Consider the following 20478-nt stretch of genomic DNA (forward strand, 5'->3'; position numbering starts at 1 on the left):
CCTCGCGGTCCTGATTTTCGCCGGTGCGTTTCGGCCTTTCGGCTTCTTCGCGGTTCCAACCTTACCAGATCCGTTCGGCGTTTCCGCTTTCCGTTCCGGCCCCTGTTGGAGCGGGATGGCCGTCCGGCTTTCGCTTTTCGGCCTTTCCGACTCTATCAGATCCGATGTGCAGTCCGTTGCCGTGCCGCATTCATTTCCGATTCCCCGTCGGCGGGGTTGTTTACGCCTTTCGGCGTGATCACTACGTTAGTCGAATTCCCGTCCGGCTCATAATCGAGCCGTGGCGTCGAATTTCGGCAAGCGAAACAGGACCCCGCCGGGGTGATCGTTCGTAGGTAGTGGGTTTGCGTCGCCCGACGGCCTGCGCAGACAGCGCTGCCCGTTTCAAGCGGCTCGGGCCACGTTAGGCGGTCGGGCGGGCGGAGTCAAGCAGCCCTGCTCCGGCGCTTGCGCGGCACATGCGCGCGGTACGGGCTGACGGTCGGGTCGCCGTCGATCCAGAAGCGCCAGGGGTGGACGGCGCCCTCGCCGCTGATGCCCGTGCGCGGCCCGTTGAGCACCTCGGCGGTGTCCGCCGGATGGCCGTGCAGCACGGTGAGCGGCTGGTCGGGGTCGGTGGAGCAGATGTCCGTACCGTCCAGGGAGCGGTCGATGTCGAGGGCGGTCGCCAGCCGGGCCGGGCCCTTGGCCAGCTCGCGGTTGTTGCGCGCCTTGGGCCGGCGCTCGGCCGCCTGCTGCGTACCGGTGAGCACCTCGCCGGCTCGCAGCAGGACACCGCTGGCGGTGCCCTCGGAGTTGCAGACCAGGTTGAGGCTGAACCACATGCCGTAAATGAAGTACACGTACGCGTGGCCCGGCGGGCCGAACATCGAGGCGTTGCGCGCGGTGCGTCCTCGGTAGGCGTGCGAGCCGGGGTCGGATGACCCGTTGTAGGCCTCGACCTCCGTGATGCGCAGTTCCATCGGGCCCTGCGGAGTACGGCGTACGAGTGTGCGGCCGAGCAGCTCAGGCGCGACGTCGAGGACGGGACGGTCGAAGAAGTCCCGCGTGAGGGGTCGGCGGTCCGGTGCGACGATCATGCGGATCAAGGGTAACGGAGAGCGACGCGAAGCACCCTGCGGGCGACTGGCCCGCGGGGTGTCCCGGTTGGGAAGGTGGGGCGCACGGAACCGGACCGCGCCTTCTCGCGTGGGTAGGGATCGGGCCGGGCCGAGTTCGCGGCGCATCACACGAGGTACAGGCACAAGCCTGGGGAGGACGAGCACCATGGGGTTCAAGAAGCTGCTGGCCAGCTTGGGAGCCGGAGGCGCGTCGGTGGAGACGGTGCTCTTCGAGGAGAACGTCGTGCCGGGCGGCATCGTGCAGGGCGAGGTGCGGATTCAGGGCGGTTCGGTCGCCCAGCAGATCGAGGGGCTCTCCGTCGGGCTCCAGGCCAAGGTCGAGGTGGAGAGCGGGGACCAGGAGTACAAGAAGGACGTCGAGTTCACCAAGCTGCGGCTGGGCGGCGCCTTCGAGGTGCAGGCGGGTGCCGTGCATACGGTGCCGTTCGGGCTGGAGATCCCCTGGGAGACGCCCGTGACGATGTTCCTCGGGCAGGAGCTGCGCGGGATGCACGTGGGCGTGACGACGGAGCTGGAGATCGCCCGCGCGGTGGACTCCGGCGACCTCGATCCGGTCAACGTCCACCCGCTCCCCGCGCAGCAGGCCATCCTGGACGCGTTCGGCCGGCTCGGGTTCCGGTTCAAGAGCGCGGACCTGGAGCAGGGGCACATCCGCGACACGCGGCAGCGGCTGCCGTTCTACCAGGAGATCGAGTTCCACGCGCCACAGCAGTACCGCGGCCTCAACCAGGTGGAGCTGTCCTTCGTCGCGGACGACCGCGAGATGGACGTGGTGCTGGAGATGGACAAGAAGCCCGGTCTCTTCAGCGAGGGCAGCGACACGTACCGCTCCTTCGTGGTCCCGCTCAACGGCTTCGAGGCGACCGACTGGACGGCGTACCTCAACCAGTGGCTGGCCGAGGTCGGCGGCAAGCGGAACTGGCTCTAACCTGGCCGGACAGGTGTCAGCAAGCGACTCAGGAGGTGCCCAGGTGTCCGAGCTCAAGCGCCGGCCGCTCCCGCACGATTTCCATCCGCCGGTGGCCGGGTTCACCGTGGTGAGCGACGAGGTGACCGACGGCGGCCCGCTCCCGTCGGCGCAGGTGCAGGCCGAGGGCAACACCTCGCCGCACCTGCGCTGGGAGGGCGCGCCGGAGGGGACCCGCAGCTACGCCGTCACCTGCTTCGACCCGGACGCGCCGACCGGCAGCGGTTTCTGGCACTGGTCGGTGTTCGACATTCCCGCGTCGGTCACGGAGCTGCCCGCGGGTGCCGGCTCGGGTGACATGAAGGGGCTGCCGGAAGGCGCCGTGCACGTGCGCAATGACGCGGGTTCGCCCGACTTCACGGGTGCGGCGCCGCCGCCCGGTGACGGGCCGCACCGCTACGTCTTCACCGTGTACGCGGTGGACCAGGAGAAGCTGGGCCCGGACGCGTCCGCGACGCCGGCCGTGGTCGGCTTCAACCTGCGGTTCCACGCGATCGGCCGTGCCCAGCTGATCGGCGAGTACGAGGTGCCCGCCGGAAGCTGAGCGCAACGCCGGGCAGACGGAGCCGGTGTCCGGTCCCTTCGGGGGCCGGGCACCGGCTCTAAATGCGTTGCGCCCCGGCGTTCCTGCTCGCACAGTGGTACACGGCCGGCAAACGGCTCCGCACTACGGCCGTCGGGCAGTCGGCACCGCAGCGGCGGAGGCGGTGGGGCGCAGGTGTGTCGCCCGCCGCCTGCCGGAGTCCGCTCTCGTGTCGGACGGCCGCGTCGGCTGCCATACGCTCCGGGGTCCCGGCGAACGCACGGGGGTGGGGCCCCGGGGCGTGCCGCCCGCTTCGCGCCGCGGCGGGCTGCCTCCGCTCCCCCCGCGTACCGGTTCCGCACCCGTCTCTTCACTTGCCGCTCACCTCCCATCTCCCTTGTGGCGTGCGGAAATTGCGTTGTCCGGGGGATCACTGGACCTGCACAGTGGAGCCACTTCGCCGAGCGGCGAACGGGGACCGGGAGGTGGACGGGATGCGCGAGACACTGGTGCTCAATGCGAGCTTCGAGCCGCTGGCGACGGTGTCGCTGCGGCGCGCCGTGGTGCTGGTGATGCAGGACAAGGCGGTCGTCGAGCAGGCGCATCCGGGGCTGCGGATACGGGCCGCCGCGGTGGAGGTGCCGGTGCCACAGGTGATCCGGCTCAGCCGGTACGTACGGGTGCCGTTCCGAAGACAGGCCGCCTGGTCGCGGCGGGGTGTGCTCGTACGGGACCAGCACCGGTGCGCGTACTGCGGGCGGCGGGCGACGACCGTGGACCACATCGTGCCGAGGTCGCGCGGCGGCGGGGACACCTGGCTGAACACGGTCGCCTCCTGTGCGGAGGACAATCACCGCAAGGCGGACCGTACGCCGGAGCAGGCGGGGATGCGGCTGCTGAAGCGGCCGTTCGAGCCGACGCCGGCCGACGCGCTGGTGGCGGCGCTGGCCGGTTCCGTACGGGAAGAGCTGCCCGAATGGCTGGGGCTGCCGGAGGTCAGTCCAGCAGCAGCTGGGTGATCGCGGCGAGGCCGACGACGACGATGACCCCGCGCAGTACGGCCGGCGGCAGCCGGCGGCCGATCCGTGCGCCGATCAGGCCGCCGAGGGCCGAGCCGGTGGCGATGAGGACGACGGCGAGCCAGTCGAAGCGCGCGGCGAAGAGGAAGAAGAGCGCCGCGACGGCGTTGACGAGCAGGGTCAGGACGTTCTTGACGGCGTTGAGGCGCTGGAGGTCGTCGCTGAGCAGCAGGCCCATCAGGGAGAGGTAGATGACTCCCTGGGCGGCGCCGAAGTAGCCGCCGTACACGCTCGCGAAGAAAAGTCCGGTGAGCAGCAGGGCACCACCGTCCGTACGGGCGGTGGTGCCGTTGCGTTCCCGGCGGGCGCGCAGGGCGGCGGCGAGGCGGGGTTGGAGCACCACGAGGACCAGGGCGACGGCGATCAGGGCGGGCACGATCGCGTCGAAAGCCTCGGAGGGCAGGACCAGGAGCAGCGCCGCGCCCAGCAGGCCGCCGGCCAGCGCCGTGGCCGCGAACCGCAGGACGCGGTCGCGCTGGCCGGCCAGTTCGCGGCGGTAGCCGATGGCGCCGCTGAGCGAACCTGGCACCAGGCCGAGGGTGTTGGAGACGTTGGCGGTGACCGGGGGCAGGCCGGTGGCGAGCAGGACGGGGAAGGTGATCAGGGTGCCGGAGCCGACGACGACGTTGATCGCGCCGGCGGCGCCGCCCGCCGCGAAGACGGCGAGCGCTTCCCAGACGGTCATGCGGACTCCTCGTACCTGATCGGTGCGGGCCGTGATCGGCCGTCCGCCTGATCATGCACCAGGGCCCGTTCCCGGCACAGCACACGGGACGGTGCTGCGGGAACGGGCCCTGGAGGGAGCCGGGGTCAGTCGATGGGCGGCTGTTCGCGGTGCGGGGCGGACTTGGTCATGCCGGGGCCGGCCGCCGGGGCGCCGCCGCCCGCGGGGTTGAAGCTGTTGATGGCGCCGCCGAGGCCCTTGAGGGCGTCGCCGATCTCGCTGGGCACGATCCAGAGCTTGTTGGCGTCGCCCTCGGCGATCTTCGGCAGCATCTGGAGGTACTGGTAGGACAGCAGCTTCTGGTCCGGGTCGCCGGCGTGGATGGACTCGAAGACCACCCGGATCGCCTGGGCCTCGCCCTCGGCGCGCAGCGCGGCGGCCTTGGCCTCACCTTCGGCGCGCAGGATCGAGGACTGCTTCTCGCCCTCGGCGGTGAGGATCTGGGACTGCCGGACACCTTCGGCCTGGAGGATCGCGGCGCGCTTGTCACGGTCGGCGCGCATCTGCTTCTCCATCGAGTCCTGGATGGAGGTCGGCGGCTCGATCGCCTTGAGCTCGACGCGGTTGACGCGGATGCCCCACTTGCCGGTGGCCTCGTCCAGGACGCCGCGCAGCGCCGCGTTGATCTCCTCGCGGGAGGTCAGGGTCCGCTCCAGGTCCATGCCGCCGATGATGTTGCGCAGGGTCGTGACGGTCAGCTGCTCGATCGCCTGGATGTAGCTGGCGACCTCGTACGTCGCGGCGCGCGCGTCGGTCACCTGGTAGTAGATGACGGTGTCGATGTTCACGACCAGGTTGTCCTGGGTGATCACCGGCTGCGGCGGGAACGGGACGACCTGTTCGCGCAGGTCGATGCGGTTGCGGATGGAGTCGATGAACGGCACGACGATGTTCAGGCCCGCGTTGAGCGTGCGGGTGTAGCGGCCGAAGCGCTCGACGATGGCGGCGCTGGCCTGGGGGATGACCTGGATCGTTTTGATGAGTGCGATGAAAACGAGCACCACCAGGATGATCAGGACGATGATGATCGGTTCCACTGCGGCTCCCGGTGCCCCTCGGTTACTGGCTGCGCCGGTCCGTGCCGGCCCTTGGCTTGATCGAGTCTTCCAGAGCGACCGGCCGCCACGCAGGCGGTTCGGCGCATCCGTCCGGTCGTACGACGACTGGCTTGAACTCTCACATGACGACCGCGGTGGCGCCCTCGATCTCCACCACGTCCACCTTCTGGCCCGGTTCGTACACCTGGTCGGCGTCGAGCGCGCGGGCGGACCAGACCTCGCCGCCCAGCTTGACGCGGCCGCCCGCGCCGTCGACCCGTTCCAGGACGGTGGCGGAGCGGCCCTTGAGGGCGTCGATGCCCGAGGCCAGCTGCGGGCGTTGGCTGCGGTGGCGGTTGGCGATGGGCCGCACCACCGCGATGAGCGCGACCGATACGGCGGCGAAGACGACGAACTGCGCGACCGTGCCACCGCCGAGGCCCGCGGTGACGGCGCCGGCGACGGCGCCGACCGCGAGCATCCCGAACTCGGGCATCGCGGTCACGACGAGCGGAATGCCCAGTCCTACGGCGGCGACGAGCCACCACACCCATGGATCCACGCCTTCATGGTAGATCCGCCGGACGGCCCGGGACAGGGGCCGTCCGGCCGGGAACAGGGCGGTTTGGCTCAGGCGAGCGGCAGGCCCTGGGCGGTCCAGCGGTCGCCGTGCCGCTCGACGACCAGCGGGAGGCCGAAGCAGTGGGAGAGGTTGCTGGAGGTCAGCTCCAGGTCGAGCGGTCCGGCGGCGAGCACCTTGCCCTGGCGGATCATCAGGACGTGGGTGAAGCCCGGCGGGATCTCCTCGACGTGGTGGGTGACCATGACCATGGAGGGCGCGTAGGGGTCGCGCGCGAGGCGGCCGAGGCGGCGTACGAGGTCCTCGCGGCCGCCGAGGTCGAGGCCGGCCGCCGGCTCGTCCAGGAGCAGCAGTTCGGGGTCGGTCATCATCGCGCGGGCGATGAGGGTGCGCTTGCGCTCGCCCTCGGAGAGGGTGCCGAACTTCCGGTCGAGGTACTCGTTCATGCCGAGGCGGTCGAGGAAGGCGCGGGCGCGCTGCTCGTCGACGTCCTCGTACTGCTCGCGCCAGCCGGCGGTCATGCCGTACGCGGCGGTGAGCACGGTCTGCAGGACGGTCTGGCTGCGCGGCAGCTTGTCGGCGAGCGCGATGCCGGCGATGCCGATGCGGGGGCGCAGGTCGAAGACGTCGACCTTGCCGAGGGTCTCGCCGAGGATCGAGGTGGTTCCGGTGCTCGGGAAGACGTAGCTGGAGGCGACGTTGAGCAGGGTGGTCTTGCCGGCGCCGTTCGGGCCGAGGATCACCCAGCGCTCGCCTTCCTTGACCGACCAGGAGACCTGGTCCACCAGAGCCCGTCCTTCGCGGACCACGGATACGTCCACCAGCTCCAGCACATCGCTCATGAGCGCGTTGTCTCCCATTGCATCTCGGTCGTCTCGTGCGCCTGTGGGCGCCTCCCCCCTGCAAACCTACGCCACTCGATGTCAGTGCCTGTCCTTAGGCTGGGGGGCATGCTCGACGAACCTCGTTCGGGACGGCTGGCCGCGTGGGGAAATGCCCTGTTGGCCGGACTTGTCTCACCTGATGAAGCCGCGCAGCGGATCGCGGACGACGACGCGGTGCACCGCGTGCGGGGCCTGCCCGGGGAGCCGGGCCCGGTCGGGCTGACGCTCGCGCTGGGGCGGCTGCGGGCGCTGGGCGCGTCCGGCCTGCGGGTGGCGCTGCCGGTGCCGGGGCACCCGCTGGGGCTGAGCGGCCCGCCGGAGTTCAACGCGCGGGCGCTGGAGGCCGGGGAAGCGGTGCTGGTGTCCGGCGCGGCGCTGGGGCTGGTCCCCGAGGTGTCCGAGTCCGGGCCGGGGGACGCGGCGCGGGAGGCCGCGGTGTCCCGCGCGGACGTGCATGTGGAGGTGGTCTGGCACTGCCTGGCGATACGGGACGCGCCGCCGGCGGACGTGCCCTCGCTCGGCGAGGCGGAGCGGGAGCTGGCGGAGGCCCTCCGGGAGGCGACCGAGGTGCTCGCGAGGCTGGACGTGGCCGGGTCGGGGCCGGTCGCCCAGGCGGCGCTGGAGGCGTATCGCGCGCGGGCCGAGGCGGGGCGGCAGGTGCTGGCGCCCGGCTACCCGCCGCGGGCGGTGCGGGTGCTGGAGCTGGCCCAGCGGGTCGGCGCGCTCGTCGGTATCGCGCGGGGCGCCGGCGGTGACGGGCGGGAGCACGGCGGGGCGGTGAGCGCGTCCGAGATAGCGGCGCGGTCCGAGGCACTGCGCCCGGTGGAGCGTACGGCCCGGCGGGCCCAGGTGGCGGCGTACAACGCGTACGTGGAGGAGGCGGAGCGGCGCCGGGGCTGAGAGCCGGTGCCCTCCCCCGGCCGGGACCGTCCCCCGGCCGGGACCACTGCCGTACGGGGAAGGCCCCGGCCGACCGGGGGCGGTCGGGCGGGGCCTTCCGGGTGACGCGGGTGCTGACGCGGTCCGGGGATGCCGTGACTTGGTGGCCGTGGTGCGGTGGCCGTGCCTCAGTGGTTGGCGGAGGCGTTGTGGTGGGTCGGGTTGAGGACACCCACGACGTTGATGCTGTTGCCGGAGACGTTCACGGGCACGTCCACCGGGACCTGCACGAGGTTGCCCGAGAGGACGCCGGGGGAATTGACGGCCGCGCCGTTGGCGTGGGCGTGCCCCGTGGCGGCCGCGGTACCTGCGGCGGCACCGGCGGCGAGACCGGCGGTGGCGAGGACGAGGGCGGCCTTCTTGACGGTGTTCATAGGAGTGTTCCTCACATAGCGGCGCTGGGCCGCGGGGTGGTGGTTGTCGGATGCCCTGCGGTGGCCGGCCCGTCGGGGGTGGGTGGCCGGGCCGGCCTGTCGCGCGGAGGCGGTCAGGAGTTGTGGCTGCGGTTGCCGAAGGCCGGGTTCAGGGCGCCGATGACCGTCACGGTGTTGCCGGTGACGTTGACCGGGACGTGCACCGGGACCTGGAGCAGGTTGCCGGAGGCGACGCCGGGGGAGTTCACGGCGCCGCCCTGTGCAATGCCCTGCGCGGAGGCGATACCGGCACCGGCGACGGCGAGTCCGCCCGTCGCGATCGTGACGGCCACGGCCCTCTTGATGTTCTTCACTTCTCTCGACCTCTCCTTACGACGGCCGCGGTCGAGTTCCGCGGCACGCCATGGAGAACGGCCGGGCGCCGGTCGGGTTGCGCCACTTGGGTGACGTCCACCCGACGGTATGAATCTCGGATGGGATGACGGCGGACCGGCCCGCGCCCTGATAGTCGGACCGGGCCGGGTGTCCCGGGTGTCAGGCGCCGATGCCGTGCCGGACCGCCCACAGGGCGGCCTGGGTACGGTCGGCCAGGTCGAGTTTCATGAGGATGTTCGAGACGTGCGTCTTGACGGTCTTCTCGGACAGCACCAGCGCACGCGCGATCTCGCGGTTGGAGCGGCCGTCCGCTATCAGGCCGAGCACCTCGCGCTCCCGGTCGGTCAGCGACGTGCCGCGGCCGTGGCCGTTGTTGCCCTCCTCCTGGGCGAGCAGCGCGCCGGCCACCTCGGGCTGGAGGAGGACGTGCCCGGCGTGCACGGAGCGGATGGCGCCGGCCAGCGCGTCCGGGTCCACGTCCTTGTAGACGTAGCCCGCTGCGCCCGCGCGGAGCGCCGGGACGACGGTGCGCTGCTCGGTGAAGCTGGTGACGACCAGCACCCGGGCCGCGTTGTCCACTTCGCGCAGCTTGCGGAGCGCCTCGATGCCGTCCATGCCGGGCATCTTGACGTCCATCAGCACGACGTCCGGGCGCAGCCGTTCGGCGGCGGCGATGCCCTCGGCGCCGTCGGACGCCTCCCCCACCACCTCGATGTCGTCCTGGACCTCCAGGAAGGTGCGCAGCCCGCGGCGGACCACCTGGTGGTCGTCGACCAACAGGACCCTGATCGCTCCGGTGTCACCCACCGGGTACCTCCATCTCGACAGCGGTGCCCTTGCCGGGCTCCGATTCCACGGTGAGCCGGCCACCGACGCCGCTCGCCCGGTCACGCATCGACACCAGGCCCAGGTGCCGGCCGGCGCGGCGCACGGCGCCGGTGTCGAAGCCCCGGCCGTCGTCGGCGACGCGCAGCAGCGCGCCTTGGCCGCGCCGTACGAGGGCCACCTCGACCCGGTCGGCGCCGGCGTGCCGCAGGGCGTTGTGCAGTGCCTCCTGGGCGACCCTGAGCAGCGCCTCCTCCTGGGCGGCGGGCAGGGCGCGTACGCCCTGGGCCTCGAAGGTGACGTGGGCGTGGTGGGCGCGGTCCAGGACCTGGGCCTGGGAGCGCAGGGTGGCGACGAGGCCGTCCTCGTCCAGGGCGGCGGGCCGCAATTCGACGACGGCGGCGCGCAGTTCGTCGGCGGCCTCCGCGGCGAGGGCGGCGACCTGCTGCAACTCGCCCTTGGCGCGCGCCGGATCGCGGTCGACGAGGGCGGTGGCGGCCTGCGCGGTCAGTCGCAGCGAGAAGAGTTTCTGGGCGACGGCGTCGTGCAGTTCGTGGGCGAGCCGGGCGCGTTCCCCCGCGATGGTCAGCTCGCGGCTGCGCTCGTACAGGCGGGCGTTGGTCAGGGCGATGGCGGCGTGCTGGGCGAGGATGCCGAGCAGCCGTTCGTCCTCGGAGGTGAAGCCGCAGCCGCCGGCGGGCTTGGGGCACCTCTTGTTGGCGAGGAAGAGCGCGCCGAGGATCTCGTCGCCGTCGGCGACCGGCAGGCCGATGAAGTCGGACATGTCCGGGTGGGCGGCGGGCCAGCCGCCGAAGCGCGGGTCGGCGCGGACGTCGGCGAGCCGCTCGGGGGTGGCGTTGTGCAGCATCGCGGCGAGGATGCCGTGCTGGCGCGGCAGCGGGCCGATGGCCTTCCACTGCTCCTCGCTGACGCCGTCGACCACGAACTGGGCGAAGCCGCCGTGGTCGTCGGGCACCCCGAGGGCGGCGTACTCGGCGTCGAGCAGTTCGCGGGCGGAGGCGACGATCGTCTTGAGGACGTCGCGCACCTCCAGGTGCCTGCTCATGGCGAGGATGGCGCTGCTCACGGCGGGAATCCCGGCGCCGGGCCCGTCTCCAGGGCCGTGTGCGTCTCCCGGTCCGTTGGTCATGGCTTCACGTTACCGGCGGGGCGGGCCCCTCCGTATCGGACCACCGGCGGCCCTCGCTTAGGTCGGCGGGACTAGGCCGAAGTGCCCTGGGTCCTCCCGCCCGCTGCCCGAGGTGGCCGGGGCCGTCCGGTTCCTAGCGTGGGCTGTACGGACGCACGTCGGAGCGGAGAGGCGGTACGGGCTCATGCCGGTGGCAGTCATCACGGGGGCATCGAAGGGGCTGGGGCGCGCGCTGGGCGCGGCGCTGGCCGGGCGTGGCTGGGATCTGGTGGTGGACGCCAGGTCGGCCGGGCCGCTGGAGGACGCGGCGCGAGGGATGCGCCGGGCGGGCGCGCGGGTGGTGGCGCTGCCGGGGGACGTGGCGGACGCCGGGCACCGGGCGGGGCTGGTGGCCGCCGCCCGGGAGCTGGGCGGGCTGGATCTGCTGGTGAACAACGCGAGTGTGCTGGGTGCCGAGCCGCTGGTGCGGCTGGAGGAGCATGCGCTGGGCGGGCTGCGTGCGGCGCTGGAGGTCAATGTGGTGGCGCCGCTGGGGCTCGTACAGGAGGCGCTGCCGCTGCTGCGGGCCTCCTCTCTCTACGGGGCGGCGGCGCTCGGTGGCGCCGTGCTCAACATCAGTTCGGACGCGGCGGCCGAGGCGTACGAGACCTGGGGCGGGTACGGGGCGGCGAAGGCGGCGCTCGACCAGCTCTCGGCGGTGCTGGCGGTCGAGGAGCCGGGGCTGCGGGTGTGGTGGGTTGACCCCGGCGACATGCGGACGGAGCTGTACGCGGCGGCCGTGCCCGACGACGACGGCTCCGGGCGTCCGCTGCCCGAGACCGTCGTGCCCGCGCTGCTGCGGCTGCTGGACGCCGGTGCGGCCAGCGGGCGGTACGGGGCGCCCGGCCTCCTGGACGGTGCGCGGTGACCGCCGGGGTGCTGCGGGTGCCGCCGGAGCTGTCGGCCCGGGAGCCGGCCGAGCAGCGCGCGGCGGGCCGGGGCCGGGACGGGGTGCGGCTCCTGGTCAGCCGGGGCACGGCGGAGCCGGCGCACCACGCGTTCGGTGAGCTGCCTCGGCTGCTGTCGGCCGGGGACGTGCTGGTGGTGAACACCTCGCGCACGCTTCCGGCGGCGCTCGACGGCCGGGTCGGGGACGGGCGCGGCCGGGGCGAGCCGGTGGTGGTGCACTTCTCGACGCGGGCGGACGAGCGGTATCCGCGGCCGGAGGCGGCGGCCGGGGACTGGGCGGTGGAGCTGCGGACGCCGGACGGCCGCGGCAGCACCCGGCAGCGGGCGGGCGGCCCGGCCGGGACGGTGGTGCGGCTGCCGGGCGGGGCGCGGCTGGAGCTGCGGGCGCCGGTGGACCCCGGGGGCGTACGGCTGTGGTGGGCGCGGGTGTCGGGGAAGCCGGTCACGGACGTGCTGCGCCGGTACGGGCGGCCGATCCGGTACGGCTACACGGACCGGGACCAGCCGCTGGCCGCGTACCAGACGGTGTTCGCGGTGAACTCGCCGGACGGCGGCGGCAGCGCGGAGATGCCGAGCGCGGCCCGGCCCTTCACCCCTTCCCTGGTGGCCCGGCTGGTGAGCGGGGGCGTGCAGATCGCGCCGGTGGTGCTGCACACGGGCGTGGCGTCGGCGGAGGCGTACGAGCCGCCGTACCCGGAGCGCTTCGAGGTGCCGCCGTCGACGGCGTGGCAGGTCAACGCGGCGAGGGCGGGCGGCGGCAAGGTCATCGCGGTCGGTACCACGGCCGTGCGGGCGCTGGAGACGGCGGCCGGCGTGGACGGGCGGATCCGGGCGGCGTCCGGGTGGACGGAGCTGGTGGTCACCCCGGAGCGCGGGGTGCGGGCGGTGGACGGGCTGCTGACCGGGCTGCACGAGCCGCAGGCGTCGCACCTGCTGATGCTGGAGGCGGTCGGGCGGGCGGCCGCGGGCGGCGCGGCCTTCGGGGACGCGCTGTGCCGGGCGTACGCGGAGGCCGTGCGGCACCGGTACCTGTGGCACGAGTTCGGGGATCTCCACCTCGTCGTGCCGTCCTGAACTCCAGACTCGGAGCATGTCGACACCAACGAGGAACTGGACACCGACCCACGGCGATCCCTACCGGTCGGTGCCGTACCGCCCGGAGCGGCTGCCCGCCGGCGAATCGCTGGCCCGCGCCGCCGAGCTGCGCGAGCGGATGGACCGGCGGCGGACCGTACGGCAGTTCTCCGCCGATCCGGTGCCGGAGCAGGTGGTGAAGGACGCCATCGCCTGCGCGGCCACCGCGCCCTCCGGGGCGCACCAGCAGCCCTGGACGTTCGTCCTGGTCAAGGACGAGCACACGCGGCGCCGCATACGGGAGGCGGCGGAGGAAGAGGAGCGGATCTCCTACGGGGGGCGGCTCGGCGAGGAGTGGCTGGCGGCGCTGCGCCCGCTGGGTACGGACGAGGTCAAGCCGCACCTGACCGACGCGCCCCACCTGATCGTGGTCTTCCAGCAGCGCTACTGGCTGGGCGAGGACGGGGCCAGGCACAAGCACTATTACGTGGACGAGTCGGTGGGCATCGCGGTCGGCATGCTGCTGTCCGCGCTGCACCTGTCGGGCCTGGCCGCGCTGGTGCACACGCCGAGCCCGATGCGCTTCCTCCAGGAGGTGCTGGGGCGGCCGGCGAACGAGAAGGCGTTCGCGGTGATTCCGGTGGGATATCCGGCCGAGGACTGCCGGGTACCGGATCTGGTCCGTAAGTCCCTGGACCAGGTCATGGTGGAGATCTAATGCACTGACACAGTGTGCGAGTGCAATCACGCCGGGCAACTAAACCCGTTGCCCGGTGTGACGCCGCACATAGGACCCAGGTCACTTACGAACACCCCTAGTGGCTTTGCGCGACCCGTACGACCTTTGGCCGATACGGGGTAGACCTGGGGCGTACCCGGGGATGACGACGGGGTGAACCCATGGCTGACGCGATATCCGCGCGCCGGGTTCCACTACCCGCGATCGTATATCGGCTCTTTGCTCGGCGAATTTCCGGCCGCTAACAATGACTCCCGTCGCTCGGCGCCGTGGACAGATCTCGGCGTTACACCGCCTTTCCCGGCCACAGCGGCGCTCCCCATTGGAAGAGGTCTGACTCCGCATGCCCAAGCACGCCATCCCCGGCTACGCCCGCCTGAACCGGACGCACAAGCTCTCGGCCGCCGGCGTCGCCGCAGCCGGTGCCGCCGCCCTGGTCTTCGCCGTCGTCCCGGGTTCGGCCGGCGCCGAGCAGGGCCACGACAAGGCGGGCGCCCAGAACGTCAAGCCGGTCGCGTTCAGCGCCGTCGACGACGCCGCCAAGGCCCAGCAGGACAGCATCACCAAGCAGGCGGACGCCTCCGCCCAGCAGGCCGAGAAGGACGCCGCCGACGCCAAGAAGAAGGCCGCGGACGAGGCCAAGGCCAAGGAGGAGGCCGACGCCAAGGCCAAGGCCGAGCAGGAGCGCAAGGACCAGGAGGCCGCCAGCCGGTCCGCCGACCGCGCCGCCGCGCCCGCCCCGAAGACGTACAGCAACGACCTGGACGGCTGGATCCGCGAGTCGCTGGACGTCATGCAGAAGCACGGCATCCCCGGCTCCTACGACGGTCTGTACCGCAACATCATGCGCGAGTCGACCGGCAACCCGCAGGCCGTCAACGGCTACGACTCCAACGCGCAGCAGGGCACCCCGTCCAAGGGCCTGCTCCAGGTGATCGACCCGACCTTCCAGGCGTACCACGTCGAGGGCACCTCCTGGGACATCTTCGACCCGGTCGCCAACATCGTCGCCGCCTGCAACTACGCGGCCGCGACCTACGGCTCCATGGACAACGTGAACTCCGCGTACTGAGCCGTACGCACACGCGCCGAGGGGCGGCACCCGCAACGGGTGCCGCCCCTCGGCGGTTGCCGTCGGCGCGTTACTTGCGCATGACCTCGGGCTCGTGGCGGCGCAGCAGCCGGGCCACGACGAAGGCCAGGGCCACGCCGAGCGCCAGGAGGATGACCAGGTCCATGCCGTAGACGCTCGCCTCGTGCTTCCACAGCGGGTCGGGGTTGCCCGCCTCCCACGGCAGCAGCGTGTTCATGTCGGCGGTCGCGCCCATCGCGGCCACCGCCCAGCGCGACGGCATCAGCCAGGCCACCTGGGCGACGCCGACGGTGTCGAACAGCTGGAAGAGCACGCCGGTGAAGACGACCTGGACGATGGCGAACATGACCAGCAGCGGCATGGTCTTCTCCGCGGTCTTGACCAGCGCCGAGATGATCAGGCCGAACATCATCGAGGTGAAGCCGAGCGCGATGACGGCGAGCGCCATCTCGACGGCCGGCAGGTCCTTGAACAGCACGCCCTCGGCGGGCATCTTGCGCGGGGTGAAGCCGATCGCCGCGATGATCACGCCCTGGACCGCGGTGACCACCCCGAGCACGATCACCTTGGACATCAGGTACGCGGAGCGCGACAGGCCGGTGGCCCGTTCCCGCTCGTAGATGACCCGCTCCTTGATCAGCTCGCGGACCGAGTTGGCGGCGCCCGAGAAGCACATGCCGACCGCGAGGATCAGCATGATCGTGCTGGCGTCGCGGTTGGGGCCCTTCGGCCCGTACGCCAGGCCGTACTGGCTGGGGATGAGGATGGAGACCACGCCGAGCACCGCCGGCAGGATCAGCATCAGGCCGAGGAAGCCGCGGTCGGAGGCGAGCACGGAGACGTAGCGCCGCATCAGGGTCCACAGCTGCGAGCCCCAGCTCTGCGACTTCTGCATCCGGACCGGGGGTGCCTGGACCGAGACCGACTGCGGGGCGACGGCGTCGATGTCAGCGGCGTACATCTGGTAGTGCGGGGAGCCGCGCCAGCGGCCCATCCAGTCGTAGTCGCGGTAGTTCTCGAAGGCGGAGAAGACGTCCGCCCAGGAGTCGTACTGGAAGAAGTTCAGCGCCTCCTCCGGCGGGCCGAAGTAGGCCACGCCGCCGCCGGGCGCCATCACCAGCAGCTTGTCGCACAGTGCCAGCTCGGCGACGGAGTGGGTGACCACCAGGACCGTGCGGCCGTCGTCGGCGAGGCCGCGCAGCAGCTGCATGACGTCGCGGTCCATGCCCGGGTCCAGGCCGGAGGTCGGCTCGTCCAGGAAGATCAGGGACGGCTTGGTCAGCAGCTCCAGGGCGACCGAGACGCGCTTGCGCTGGCCGCCGGACAGGGAGGTGACCTTCTTGTCCTTGTGGACGTCCAGCTTGAGCTCGCGCAGCACCTCGTCGATCCGGGCGGTGCGCTCGGCCTCGGCGGTGTCGCCGGGGAAGCGCAGCTTGGCCGCGTACTTGAGGGCCTTCTGGACGGTCAGCTCCTTGTGGAGGATGTCGTCCTGCGGGACCAGGCCGATGCGCTGGCGCAGCTCGGCGAACTGCTTGTAGAGGTTGCGGTTGTCGTAGAGGACGTCGCCCTGGTCGGCGGGCCGGTAGCCGGTCAGCGCCTTGAGCAGGGTGGACTTGCCGGAGCCCGACGGGCCGATGACCGCGACCAGCGACTTCTCCGGGACGCCGAAGGAGACGTCCTTGAGGATCTGCTTGCCGCCGTCGACGGTCACGGTCAGGTGGCGGGCCGAGAAGGAGACCTCGCCGGTGTCGACGAACTCCTCCAGCCGGTCGCCGACCAGCCGGAACGTGGAGTGGCCGACGCCGATGATGTCGTTCGGGCCGACCGGCGCCTTGCCGGACTTGGGGACCGGCTGGCCGTTGATGTACGTGCCGTTGTGGCTGCCGAGGTCGTGTATCTCGAAGCGACCGTCGGGCGTGGCCCGGAACTCGGCGTGGTGCCGGGAGACCTGGAGGTCGGAGACGACCAGCTCGTTCTCCAGCGCGCGGCCGATGCGCATGACGCGGCCGAGGTCGAGGCGGTGGAAGGTGGTCGGGCTGCGGTCGCCGTAGACCGGCGGGGCGGCGGCGCGCTCCCGGTCGGCCGGGGGCTGCTGGGCCACGGGAGGCTGCTGCGCCACGGGGGGCCGGCCCTGGGGCGGCTGCTGCGGGGCGTACGGGGCCTGGGGCGGCTGGTTCCAGCCCTGCTGCTGCGGAACCTGGTGGGCGGGCGCCTGGTGGAACGGCGGCTGCTGGGCCTGCGGCGGCGCGGCCCAGCCGGGACCGCCCTGATGCTGCGGGGCCTGGTGCTGCGGGGCCTGATGGGCCTGCGGCGGAGCCATCGCGGTCTGCGCGCTGTGGACACCGGCGGCGGGCGCGGCGCTGCCCGACAGGGTCAGCCGGGGGCCGTCCGTGGCGTTGCCGAGGTGCACCGCCGAGCCGGGACCGATCTCCAGCTGGTGGATCCGCTGTCCCTGGACGTACGTGCCGTTGGTGCTGCCCTGGTCTTCGATGACCCAACTGCGTCCGCCCCAGCGCACGGTGGCGTGGCGCCAGGAGACCCTGGCGTCGTCCAGCACCATGTCCCCCTGCGGATCACGGCCCAGGCTGTAGGACCGGGACGGGTCGAGCGTCCAGGTCCGTCCGTTCAATTCGAGTACGAGTTCAGGCACTCCATGCCCCATTACATAGTCCCCCGAGTGACGCCCTGTATGGGAAGTCTAGGGATGGCGAACATCGTGAGGAACTATTTCAGGCACGGTGCCCGGAGCCAAAAACCGGGCCTGGCAAGGTCTCGACCCCTTCCGTTGACGGCGGCGAAACACCAACGGACAGTGGTAAGCACCCATGGATGCGCACGGATCATGGGATCGGGCGCGTTTGGGGCGACTCGGACGGATCGGGGGGCTGTCGATGACCGCCGGGGACACCGCACGGATCCGCTGGGGCGACGTCGTCCTGTCCGCCGTCGCCGCGGTCAGCTGGGCGTTTCTGGCGATGGCCGGGGTGGCGGCGCTGGGGCTGCACCTGCTGGGCGCGGACACGGCGGCGGCGCTCGGCCCGATGACGGCCGCGGCGGTGGTGCTGGCGGCCGGCGGGTCGGTGACGCCGTCGGGCGACGTGAGCGCCTTCGGGCTGTCGGGACAGGCGGCCGGATCCGCCGTTGACTTCGCGCCGTTGGGCGTGAGCCTGGTGGGCGCCCTGGTGCTGGGGTGGGTGTTCGCGCGCTCGCTGCGGCGGGTCGGCGCGACCGTACGCGGCGGCGAACTGGCCGCCAGGGCGGGGATGTTGGCGCTGCTCTTCGTCGCGCTGCTGGCCTTCCTGGCCTGGGCCGGACACGACTCCGTAACGATCGACGGCAAGACGCTGGCCGGGCTGGGCGGGCTCGCGGGCGGCGGGAGCTCCGGCGGGGGCGGCGACGGCGGTCTGCTCGACAAGCTCCGGGAGGGCCTCGGGCTCGGTGACAGTGGCTCCGGGGGGCTGGCGGACCGGCTCGCCGACCTCGCGGGCGCCGAGGCGTCCGTCGGGTTCGCGGTGAACACCGGGGCCTCTCTGGTGGGCGGCGCGCTGTGGGTGCTCGGCGTCCTGGCCATCACGCTGCTGGCGGCCCGGCGGGCGCCGCTGCCCCGCGCGCTGGACGCCCTGCACCGGGTCGTGCGGCCCGCGGCATCGGCGCTGGTCACCGTGCTGCTGATCGCGGTGGTCGCCGGCTTGGCGGCGGCCGGGTACGCGGCCGCCGGTGACGACCATCCGCGCCGGGTGCTGGGCGCCGCGCTGCTCGCCGCCCCGAACGGCGTATGGCTCGCGATTCCGCTGGGCCTCTTCGTCCCCTGGTACGGCAGCGCGTCCGGCGTCCTCACCCGGTTCCTGCCCGACCCCTTGGACCGGCTGCTGGACGGGCGCGACGACGCGCCGCTGACCATCGGGCGGCTCGCCGAGCTGGACGGGCGGGCCTGGCTGCTGCCGGTCGCCGCCGCGCTGATGATGCTGCTGGCGGGTGTGTTCACGGCGGTCCGCACACCGCGCGACGGCGCCAGGACGCTGCCGTTCGCGCTGCGCTGCGCGGTACGGCTCGGGGCGCTGTCCGCGCTCACGCTGCCGCTGCTGGTGCACCTGACCGGCGTCTCGGCGAACGCGAGCCTGTCGGTCTTCGGGATCGACGCCTTCGGGGCCGGTCTGGAGCTGCGCGGCAGCATCGCCCCGGCGTTCGCGCTGGGGGCCGCGTGGGGCGCGGCAGCGGGGCTCGTAGGGGCACTGCCGGCCTGCGCGACCGGGGCGGCGGGTCGGCGAGCGGTACGGCTGCCGGAGCGCGCGGCGCCGGCACCGGCGGATACGCAGGGGTACGGGTACGGCCAGGGCCGTGCCGCGCAGAGCGGCACCCCGGGATACGCCCGGCAAGAGCCCCGCGACCACCCCGGCGCCGCCTACGGCCCGGGGCCGTACCGCCCCTCCCCCTCCTACCGGCCCCCGAACGCCGACACGAACCCGTACCTGCGCCCGCCACCGGAGCAGTCGTCCCCGGAGCAGCCCTCCCCGCAGCAGCCGTCCCCGGATTCCGCGCCGACCGAACGCGGCCTGCGCCTGCCGCCCCCTCCCCCGCGGCCCGCGGCGCCGCCGAAGCCGCGCGGCAGGCCGCGTGGGCGGTGGGACGATCCGCCCGACGAGCCACCGCCTCCCGGGCGCCCGGGAGGCAGGCGCTGAGAGCTGCGGCCGCACGGGGGAAGCGTCCGTACCACGGACACCTGTACGGGGTCCGGTGCGGGTTGGTTACCGTAAGAGCACCATGAGCGCATCGCAGATCCCGCCTGCCACCGCCGTACCGGGCGATGACGTACCGACCCTTCTCGTCAAGATCTTCGGAAAGGACCGGCCCGGCATCACCGCCGGACTCTTCGACACCCTCGCCGCTTACTCCGTCGACGTCGTCGACATCGAGCAGGTGGTGACCCGCGGCCGCATCGTCCTGTGCGCCCTGGTCACCTCCCCCGCCCCGGCCGGCGGCGCGTCCGGCGCCACCGAGGGCGACCTGCGCGCCACCGTGCACAGCTGGGCCGAGTCGCTGAACCTCCAGGCCGAGATCATCTCCGGCACCGGCGACAACCTGCCGCGCGGCCTCGGCCGCTCGCACGTCACCGTGCTCGGCCACCCGCTCACCGCGGAGTCCACCGCCGCCATCGCCGCCGCGATCACCGGCACCGGCGCCAACATCGACCGGATCTTCCGGCTGGCCAAGTACCCCGTCACCGCCGTGGAGTTCGCCGTCTCCGGCGCCGCCACGGACACCCTGCGCACCACGCTGGCCATAGAGGCGGCCGCGCTCGGCGTGGACGTCGCGGTGGTCGCCTCCGGCCTCCAGCGCCGCGCCCAGCGCCTCGTCGTCATGGACGTCGACTCCACCCTCATCCAGGACGAGGTCATCGAGCTGTTCGCGGCGCACGCGGGCTGCGAGCCGGAGGTCGCCGAGGTCACGGCCGCGGCGATGCGCGGCGAGCTGGACTTCGAGCAGTCGCTGCACGCCCGCGTCGCGCTCCTGGCGGGGCTGGACGCGTCGGTCGTGGACATGGTGCGCAAGGAGGTACGGCTGACTCCCGGCGCGCGGACGCTGGTGCGCACCCTCAAGCACCTCGGGTACCAAGTCGGCGTCGTGTCGGGCGGGTTCACCCAGGTCACCGACGCGCTCCAGGAGGAGCTGGGGCTCGACTTCGCGTCCGCCAACACGCTGGAGATCGTCGACGGGAAGCTCACCGGCAAGGTGACCGGCGAGATCGTGGACCGGGCGGGCAAGGCCCGGCTGCTGCGCCGCTTCGCGCACGAGGCCGGGGTGCCGCTGGCCCAGACCGTCGCGATCGGCGACGGCGCCAACGACCTGGACATGCTCAACGCGGCGGGGCTGGGCGTGGCCTTCAACGCCAAGCCGCTGGTCCGCCAGGCCGCGCACACCGCGGTGAACGTGCCGTTCCTGGACACCGTCCTCTACCTGCTGGGCATCACCCGCGAAGAGGTCGAGGCGGCGGACACCCACGACGACTGAGACCCGTACCCACGAGACCCGCATACAGGTGAGGGCT

At 72.6% G+C, this 20478-nt stretch carries 21 protein-coding genes; 11 read left to right on the plus strand and 10 right to left on the minus strand.

The genetic code is table 11. The features are described 5' to 3' along the window. On the plus strand, positions 1-238 hold a 238-nt coding region (locus tag ACH4OW_RS36240; RefSeq protein ID WP_398032627.1), incomplete at its 5' end, for a hypothetical protein. Between the two features lie 187 nt (positions 239-425). Here the strand turns inward: ACH4OW_RS36240 and ACH4OW_RS36245 are convergent. Next, a complete protein-coding gene (locus ACH4OW_RS36245; RefSeq protein ID WP_360139382.1) occupies positions 426-1079 on the minus strand; it encodes a DNA-3-methyladenine glycosylase in 654 nt (217 codons plus the stop codon). Positions 1080-1266: 187 nt separating this feature from the next. On the opposite strand from ACH4OW_RS36245, the gene ACH4OW_RS36250 reads away from it, so the two are divergent. The 3 genes from ACH4OW_RS36250 (at position 1267) to ACH4OW_RS36260 (ending at position 3630) form a co-directional block, all read left to right on the plus strand. Next, positions 1267-2049: a sporulation protein gene (locus tag ACH4OW_RS36250; RefSeq protein ID WP_360139385.1), complete on the plus strand. Its 783-nt coding sequence runs from the start codon at positions 1267-1269 to the stop codon at positions 2047-2049. A gap of 43 nt (positions 2050-2092) precedes the next feature. Further along, positions 2093-2632 carry a YbhB/YbcL family Raf kinase inhibitor-like protein gene (locus ACH4OW_RS36255; RefSeq protein ID WP_360139388.1) on the plus strand — a complete coding sequence of 180 codons (540 nt, stop codon included), beginning with the start codon at positions 2093-2095 and terminating at the stop codon, positions 2630-2632. Positions 2633-3105: 473 nt separating this feature from the next. Further along, complete coding sequence (locus ACH4OW_RS36260; RefSeq protein ID WP_360139391.1) at positions 3106-3630, plus strand: HNH endonuclease; 525 nt, start codon at positions 3106-3108, stop codon at positions 3628-3630. On the opposite strand, the gene ACH4OW_RS36265 is transcribed toward ACH4OW_RS36260, so the two are convergent. The 4 genes from ACH4OW_RS36265 to ACH4OW_RS36280 all read right to left on the minus strand — a co-directional run bounded on the left by ACH4OW_RS36265 (position 3608) and on the right by ACH4OW_RS36280 (position 6891). Next, on the minus strand, positions 3608-4375 hold the full coding sequence (locus tag ACH4OW_RS36265) for a sulfite exporter TauE/SafE family protein (protein WP_398032632.1): 768 nt from the start codon (positions 4373-4375) through the stop codon (positions 3608-3610). The two genes, ACH4OW_RS36260 and ACH4OW_RS36265, sit on opposite strands and share 23 nt — an antisense overlap. A gap of 125 nt (positions 4376-4500) precedes the next feature. Next, positions 4501-5451 (minus strand): SPFH domain-containing protein, encoded by a 951-nt coding sequence (locus ACH4OW_RS36270; RefSeq protein WP_030372182.1) that lies wholly within the window; start codon positions 5449-5451, stop codon positions 4501-4503. A gap of 139 nt (positions 5452-5590) precedes the next feature. Further along, complete coding sequence (locus tag ACH4OW_RS36275) at positions 5591-6001, minus strand: NfeD family protein (RefSeq protein ID WP_360139495.1); 411 nt, start codon at positions 5999-6001, stop codon at positions 5591-5593. 80 nt (positions 6002-6081) lie between these two features. Next, positions 6082-6891 carry an ABC transporter ATP-binding protein gene (locus tag ACH4OW_RS36280; protein ID WP_360139398.1) on the minus strand — a complete coding sequence of 270 codons (810 nt, stop codon included), beginning with the start codon at positions 6889-6891 and terminating at the stop codon, positions 6082-6084. Positions 6892-6981: 90 nt separating this feature from the next. On the opposite strand from ACH4OW_RS36280, the gene ACH4OW_RS36285 reads away from it, so the two are divergent. Continuing rightward, entirely contained in the window at positions 6982-7815 is an 834-nt protein-coding gene (locus tag ACH4OW_RS36285) for a hypothetical protein (protein ID WP_398032636.1), read from the plus strand. 167 nt (positions 7816-7982) lie between these two features. Here the strand turns inward: ACH4OW_RS36285 and ACH4OW_RS36290 are convergent, their stop codons facing one another. From ACH4OW_RS36290 to ACH4OW_RS36305, 4 genes are all read right to left on the minus strand, one after another. Next, positions 7983-8228 carry a chaplin gene (locus tag ACH4OW_RS36290; RefSeq protein WP_398032638.1) on the minus strand — a complete coding sequence of 82 codons (246 nt, stop codon included), beginning with the start codon at positions 8226-8228 and terminating at the stop codon, positions 7983-7985. A gap of 113 nt (positions 8229-8341) precedes the next feature. Then, a complete protein-coding gene (locus tag ACH4OW_RS36295; RefSeq protein WP_360139407.1) occupies positions 8342-8581 on the minus strand; it encodes a chaplin in 240 nt (79 codons plus the stop codon). 181 nt (positions 8582-8762) lie between these two features. Continuing rightward, a complete protein-coding gene (locus tag ACH4OW_RS36300) occupies positions 8763-9410 on the minus strand; it encodes a response regulator (protein WP_398032641.1) in 648 nt (215 codons plus the stop codon). Continuing rightward, entirely contained in the window at positions 9403-10578 is a 1176-nt protein-coding gene (locus tag ACH4OW_RS36305; RefSeq protein ID WP_398032644.1) for a GAF domain-containing sensor histidine kinase, read from the minus strand. Before ACH4OW_RS36305 ends, ACH4OW_RS36300 begins: the two co-directional genes overlap by 8 nt. Positions 10579-10762: 184 nt before the next feature. Between ACH4OW_RS36305 and ACH4OW_RS36310 the strand changes: the two genes are divergently transcribed. The 4 genes from ACH4OW_RS36310 (at position 10763) to ACH4OW_RS36325 (ending at position 14411) form a co-directional block, all read left to right on the plus strand. Beyond that, positions 10763-11485, plus strand: coding sequence for an SDR family NAD(P)-dependent oxidoreductase (locus ACH4OW_RS36310; RefSeq protein ID WP_398032647.1), 723 nt, complete (start codon positions 10763-10765; stop codon positions 11483-11485). Further along, positions 11482-12600: an S-adenosylmethionine:tRNA ribosyltransferase-isomerase gene (locus tag ACH4OW_RS36315; protein WP_398032650.1), complete on the plus strand. Its 1119-nt coding sequence runs from the start codon at positions 11482-11484 to the stop codon at positions 12598-12600. Before ACH4OW_RS36310 ends, ACH4OW_RS36315 begins: the two co-directional genes overlap by 4 nt. Positions 12601-12616: 16 nt before the next feature. Continuing rightward, the gene (locus ACH4OW_RS36320) at positions 12617-13318 is read left to right on the plus strand and encodes a nitroreductase family protein (RefSeq protein ID WP_360139422.1); all 702 of its coding nucleotides are present in this window, start codon (positions 12617-12619) and stop codon (positions 13316-13318) included. A 364-nt stretch (positions 13319-13682) separates the two neighbouring features. Next, positions 13683-14411, plus strand: a complete 729-nt coding sequence (locus tag ACH4OW_RS36325) for a transglycosylase SLT domain-containing protein (RefSeq protein ID WP_398032655.1) — start codon at positions 13683-13685, stop codon at positions 14409-14411. Between the two features lie 70 nt (positions 14412-14481). Here ACH4OW_RS36325 and ACH4OW_RS36330 read toward each other — a convergent pair whose 3' ends face one another. Further along, positions 14482-17094 carry an FHA domain-containing protein gene (locus tag ACH4OW_RS36330; RefSeq protein ID WP_360139428.1) on the minus strand — a complete coding sequence of 871 codons (2613 nt, stop codon included), beginning with the start codon at positions 17092-17094 and terminating at the stop codon, positions 14482-14484. Positions 17095-17323: 229 nt separating this feature from the next. Between ACH4OW_RS36330 and ACH4OW_RS36335 the strand changes: the two genes are divergently transcribed. Together ACH4OW_RS36335 and serB are read left to right on the plus strand one after the other, a co-directional pair. Then, positions 17324-19111, plus strand: coding sequence for a streptophobe family protein (locus ACH4OW_RS36335; RefSeq protein WP_398032658.1), 1788 nt, complete (start codon positions 17324-17326; stop codon positions 19109-19111). An 82-nt stretch (positions 19112-19193) separates the two neighbouring features. Next, the gene (gene serB, locus ACH4OW_RS36340; protein WP_360139434.1) at positions 19194-20441 is read left to right on the plus strand and encodes a phosphoserine phosphatase SerB; all 1248 of its coding nucleotides are present in this window, start codon (positions 19194-19196) and stop codon (positions 20439-20441) included. The last annotated feature ends 37 nt before the right edge of the window (positions 20442-20478 follow it).

Source organism: Streptomyces sp. NPDC017056 (assembly GCF_044332485.1).
Classification (GTDB): Bacteria; Actinomycetota; Actinomycetes; order Streptomycetales; family Streptomycetaceae; genus Streptomyces.

Coding starts and splice junctions, on each gene's coding strand:
- ACH4OW_RS36290 (WP_398032638.1), bottom strand. CDS start 8,228: ATGAACACCGTCAAGAAGGCCGCCCTCGTCCTCGCCACCGCCGGTCTC.
- ACH4OW_RS36310 (WP_398032647.1), top strand. CDS start 10,763: ATGCCGGTGGCAGTCATCACGGGGGCATCGAAGGGGCTGGGGCGCGCG.
- ACH4OW_RS36330 (WP_360139428.1), bottom strand. CDS start 17,094: ATGGGGCATGGAGTGCCTGAACTCGTACTCGAATTGAACGGACGGACC.
- ACH4OW_RS36335 (WP_398032658.1), top strand. CDS start 17,324: ATGACCGCCGGGGACACCGCACGGATCCGCTGGGGCGACGTCGTCCTG.
- ACH4OW_RS36250 (WP_360139385.1), top strand. CDS start 1,267: ATGGGGTTCAAGAAGCTGCTGGCCAGCTTGGGAGCCGGAGGCGCGTCG.
- ACH4OW_RS36320 (WP_360139422.1), top strand. CDS start 12,617: ATGTCGACACCAACGAGGAACTGGACACCGACCCACGGCGATCCCTAC.
- ACH4OW_RS36265 (WP_398032632.1), bottom strand. CDS start 4,375: ATGACCGTCTGGGAAGCGCTCGCCGTCTTCGCGGCGGGCGGCGCCGCC.
- ACH4OW_RS36285 (WP_398032636.1), top strand. CDS start 6,982: ATGCTCGACGAACCTCGTTCGGGACGGCTGGCCGCGTGGGGAAATGCC.
- ACH4OW_RS36305 (WP_398032644.1), bottom strand. CDS start 10,578: ATGACCAACGGACCGGGAGACGCACACGGCCCTGGAGACGGGCCCGGC.
- ACH4OW_RS36325 (WP_398032655.1), top strand. CDS start 13,683: ATGCCCAAGCACGCCATCCCCGGCTACGCCCGCCTGAACCGGACGCAC.
- serB (WP_360139434.1), top strand. CDS start 19,194: ATGAGCGCATCGCAGATCCCGCCTGCCACCGCCGTACCGGGCGATGAC.
- ACH4OW_RS36260 (WP_360139391.1), top strand. CDS start 3,106: ATGCGCGAGACACTGGTGCTCAATGCGAGCTTCGAGCCGCTGGCGACG.
- ACH4OW_RS36280 (WP_360139398.1), bottom strand. CDS start 6,891: ATGGGAGACAACGCGCTCATGAGCGATGTGCTGGAGCTGGTGGACGTA.
- ACH4OW_RS36245 (WP_360139382.1), bottom strand. CDS start 1,079: ATGATCGTCGCACCGGACCGCCGACCCCTCACGCGGGACTTCTTCGAC.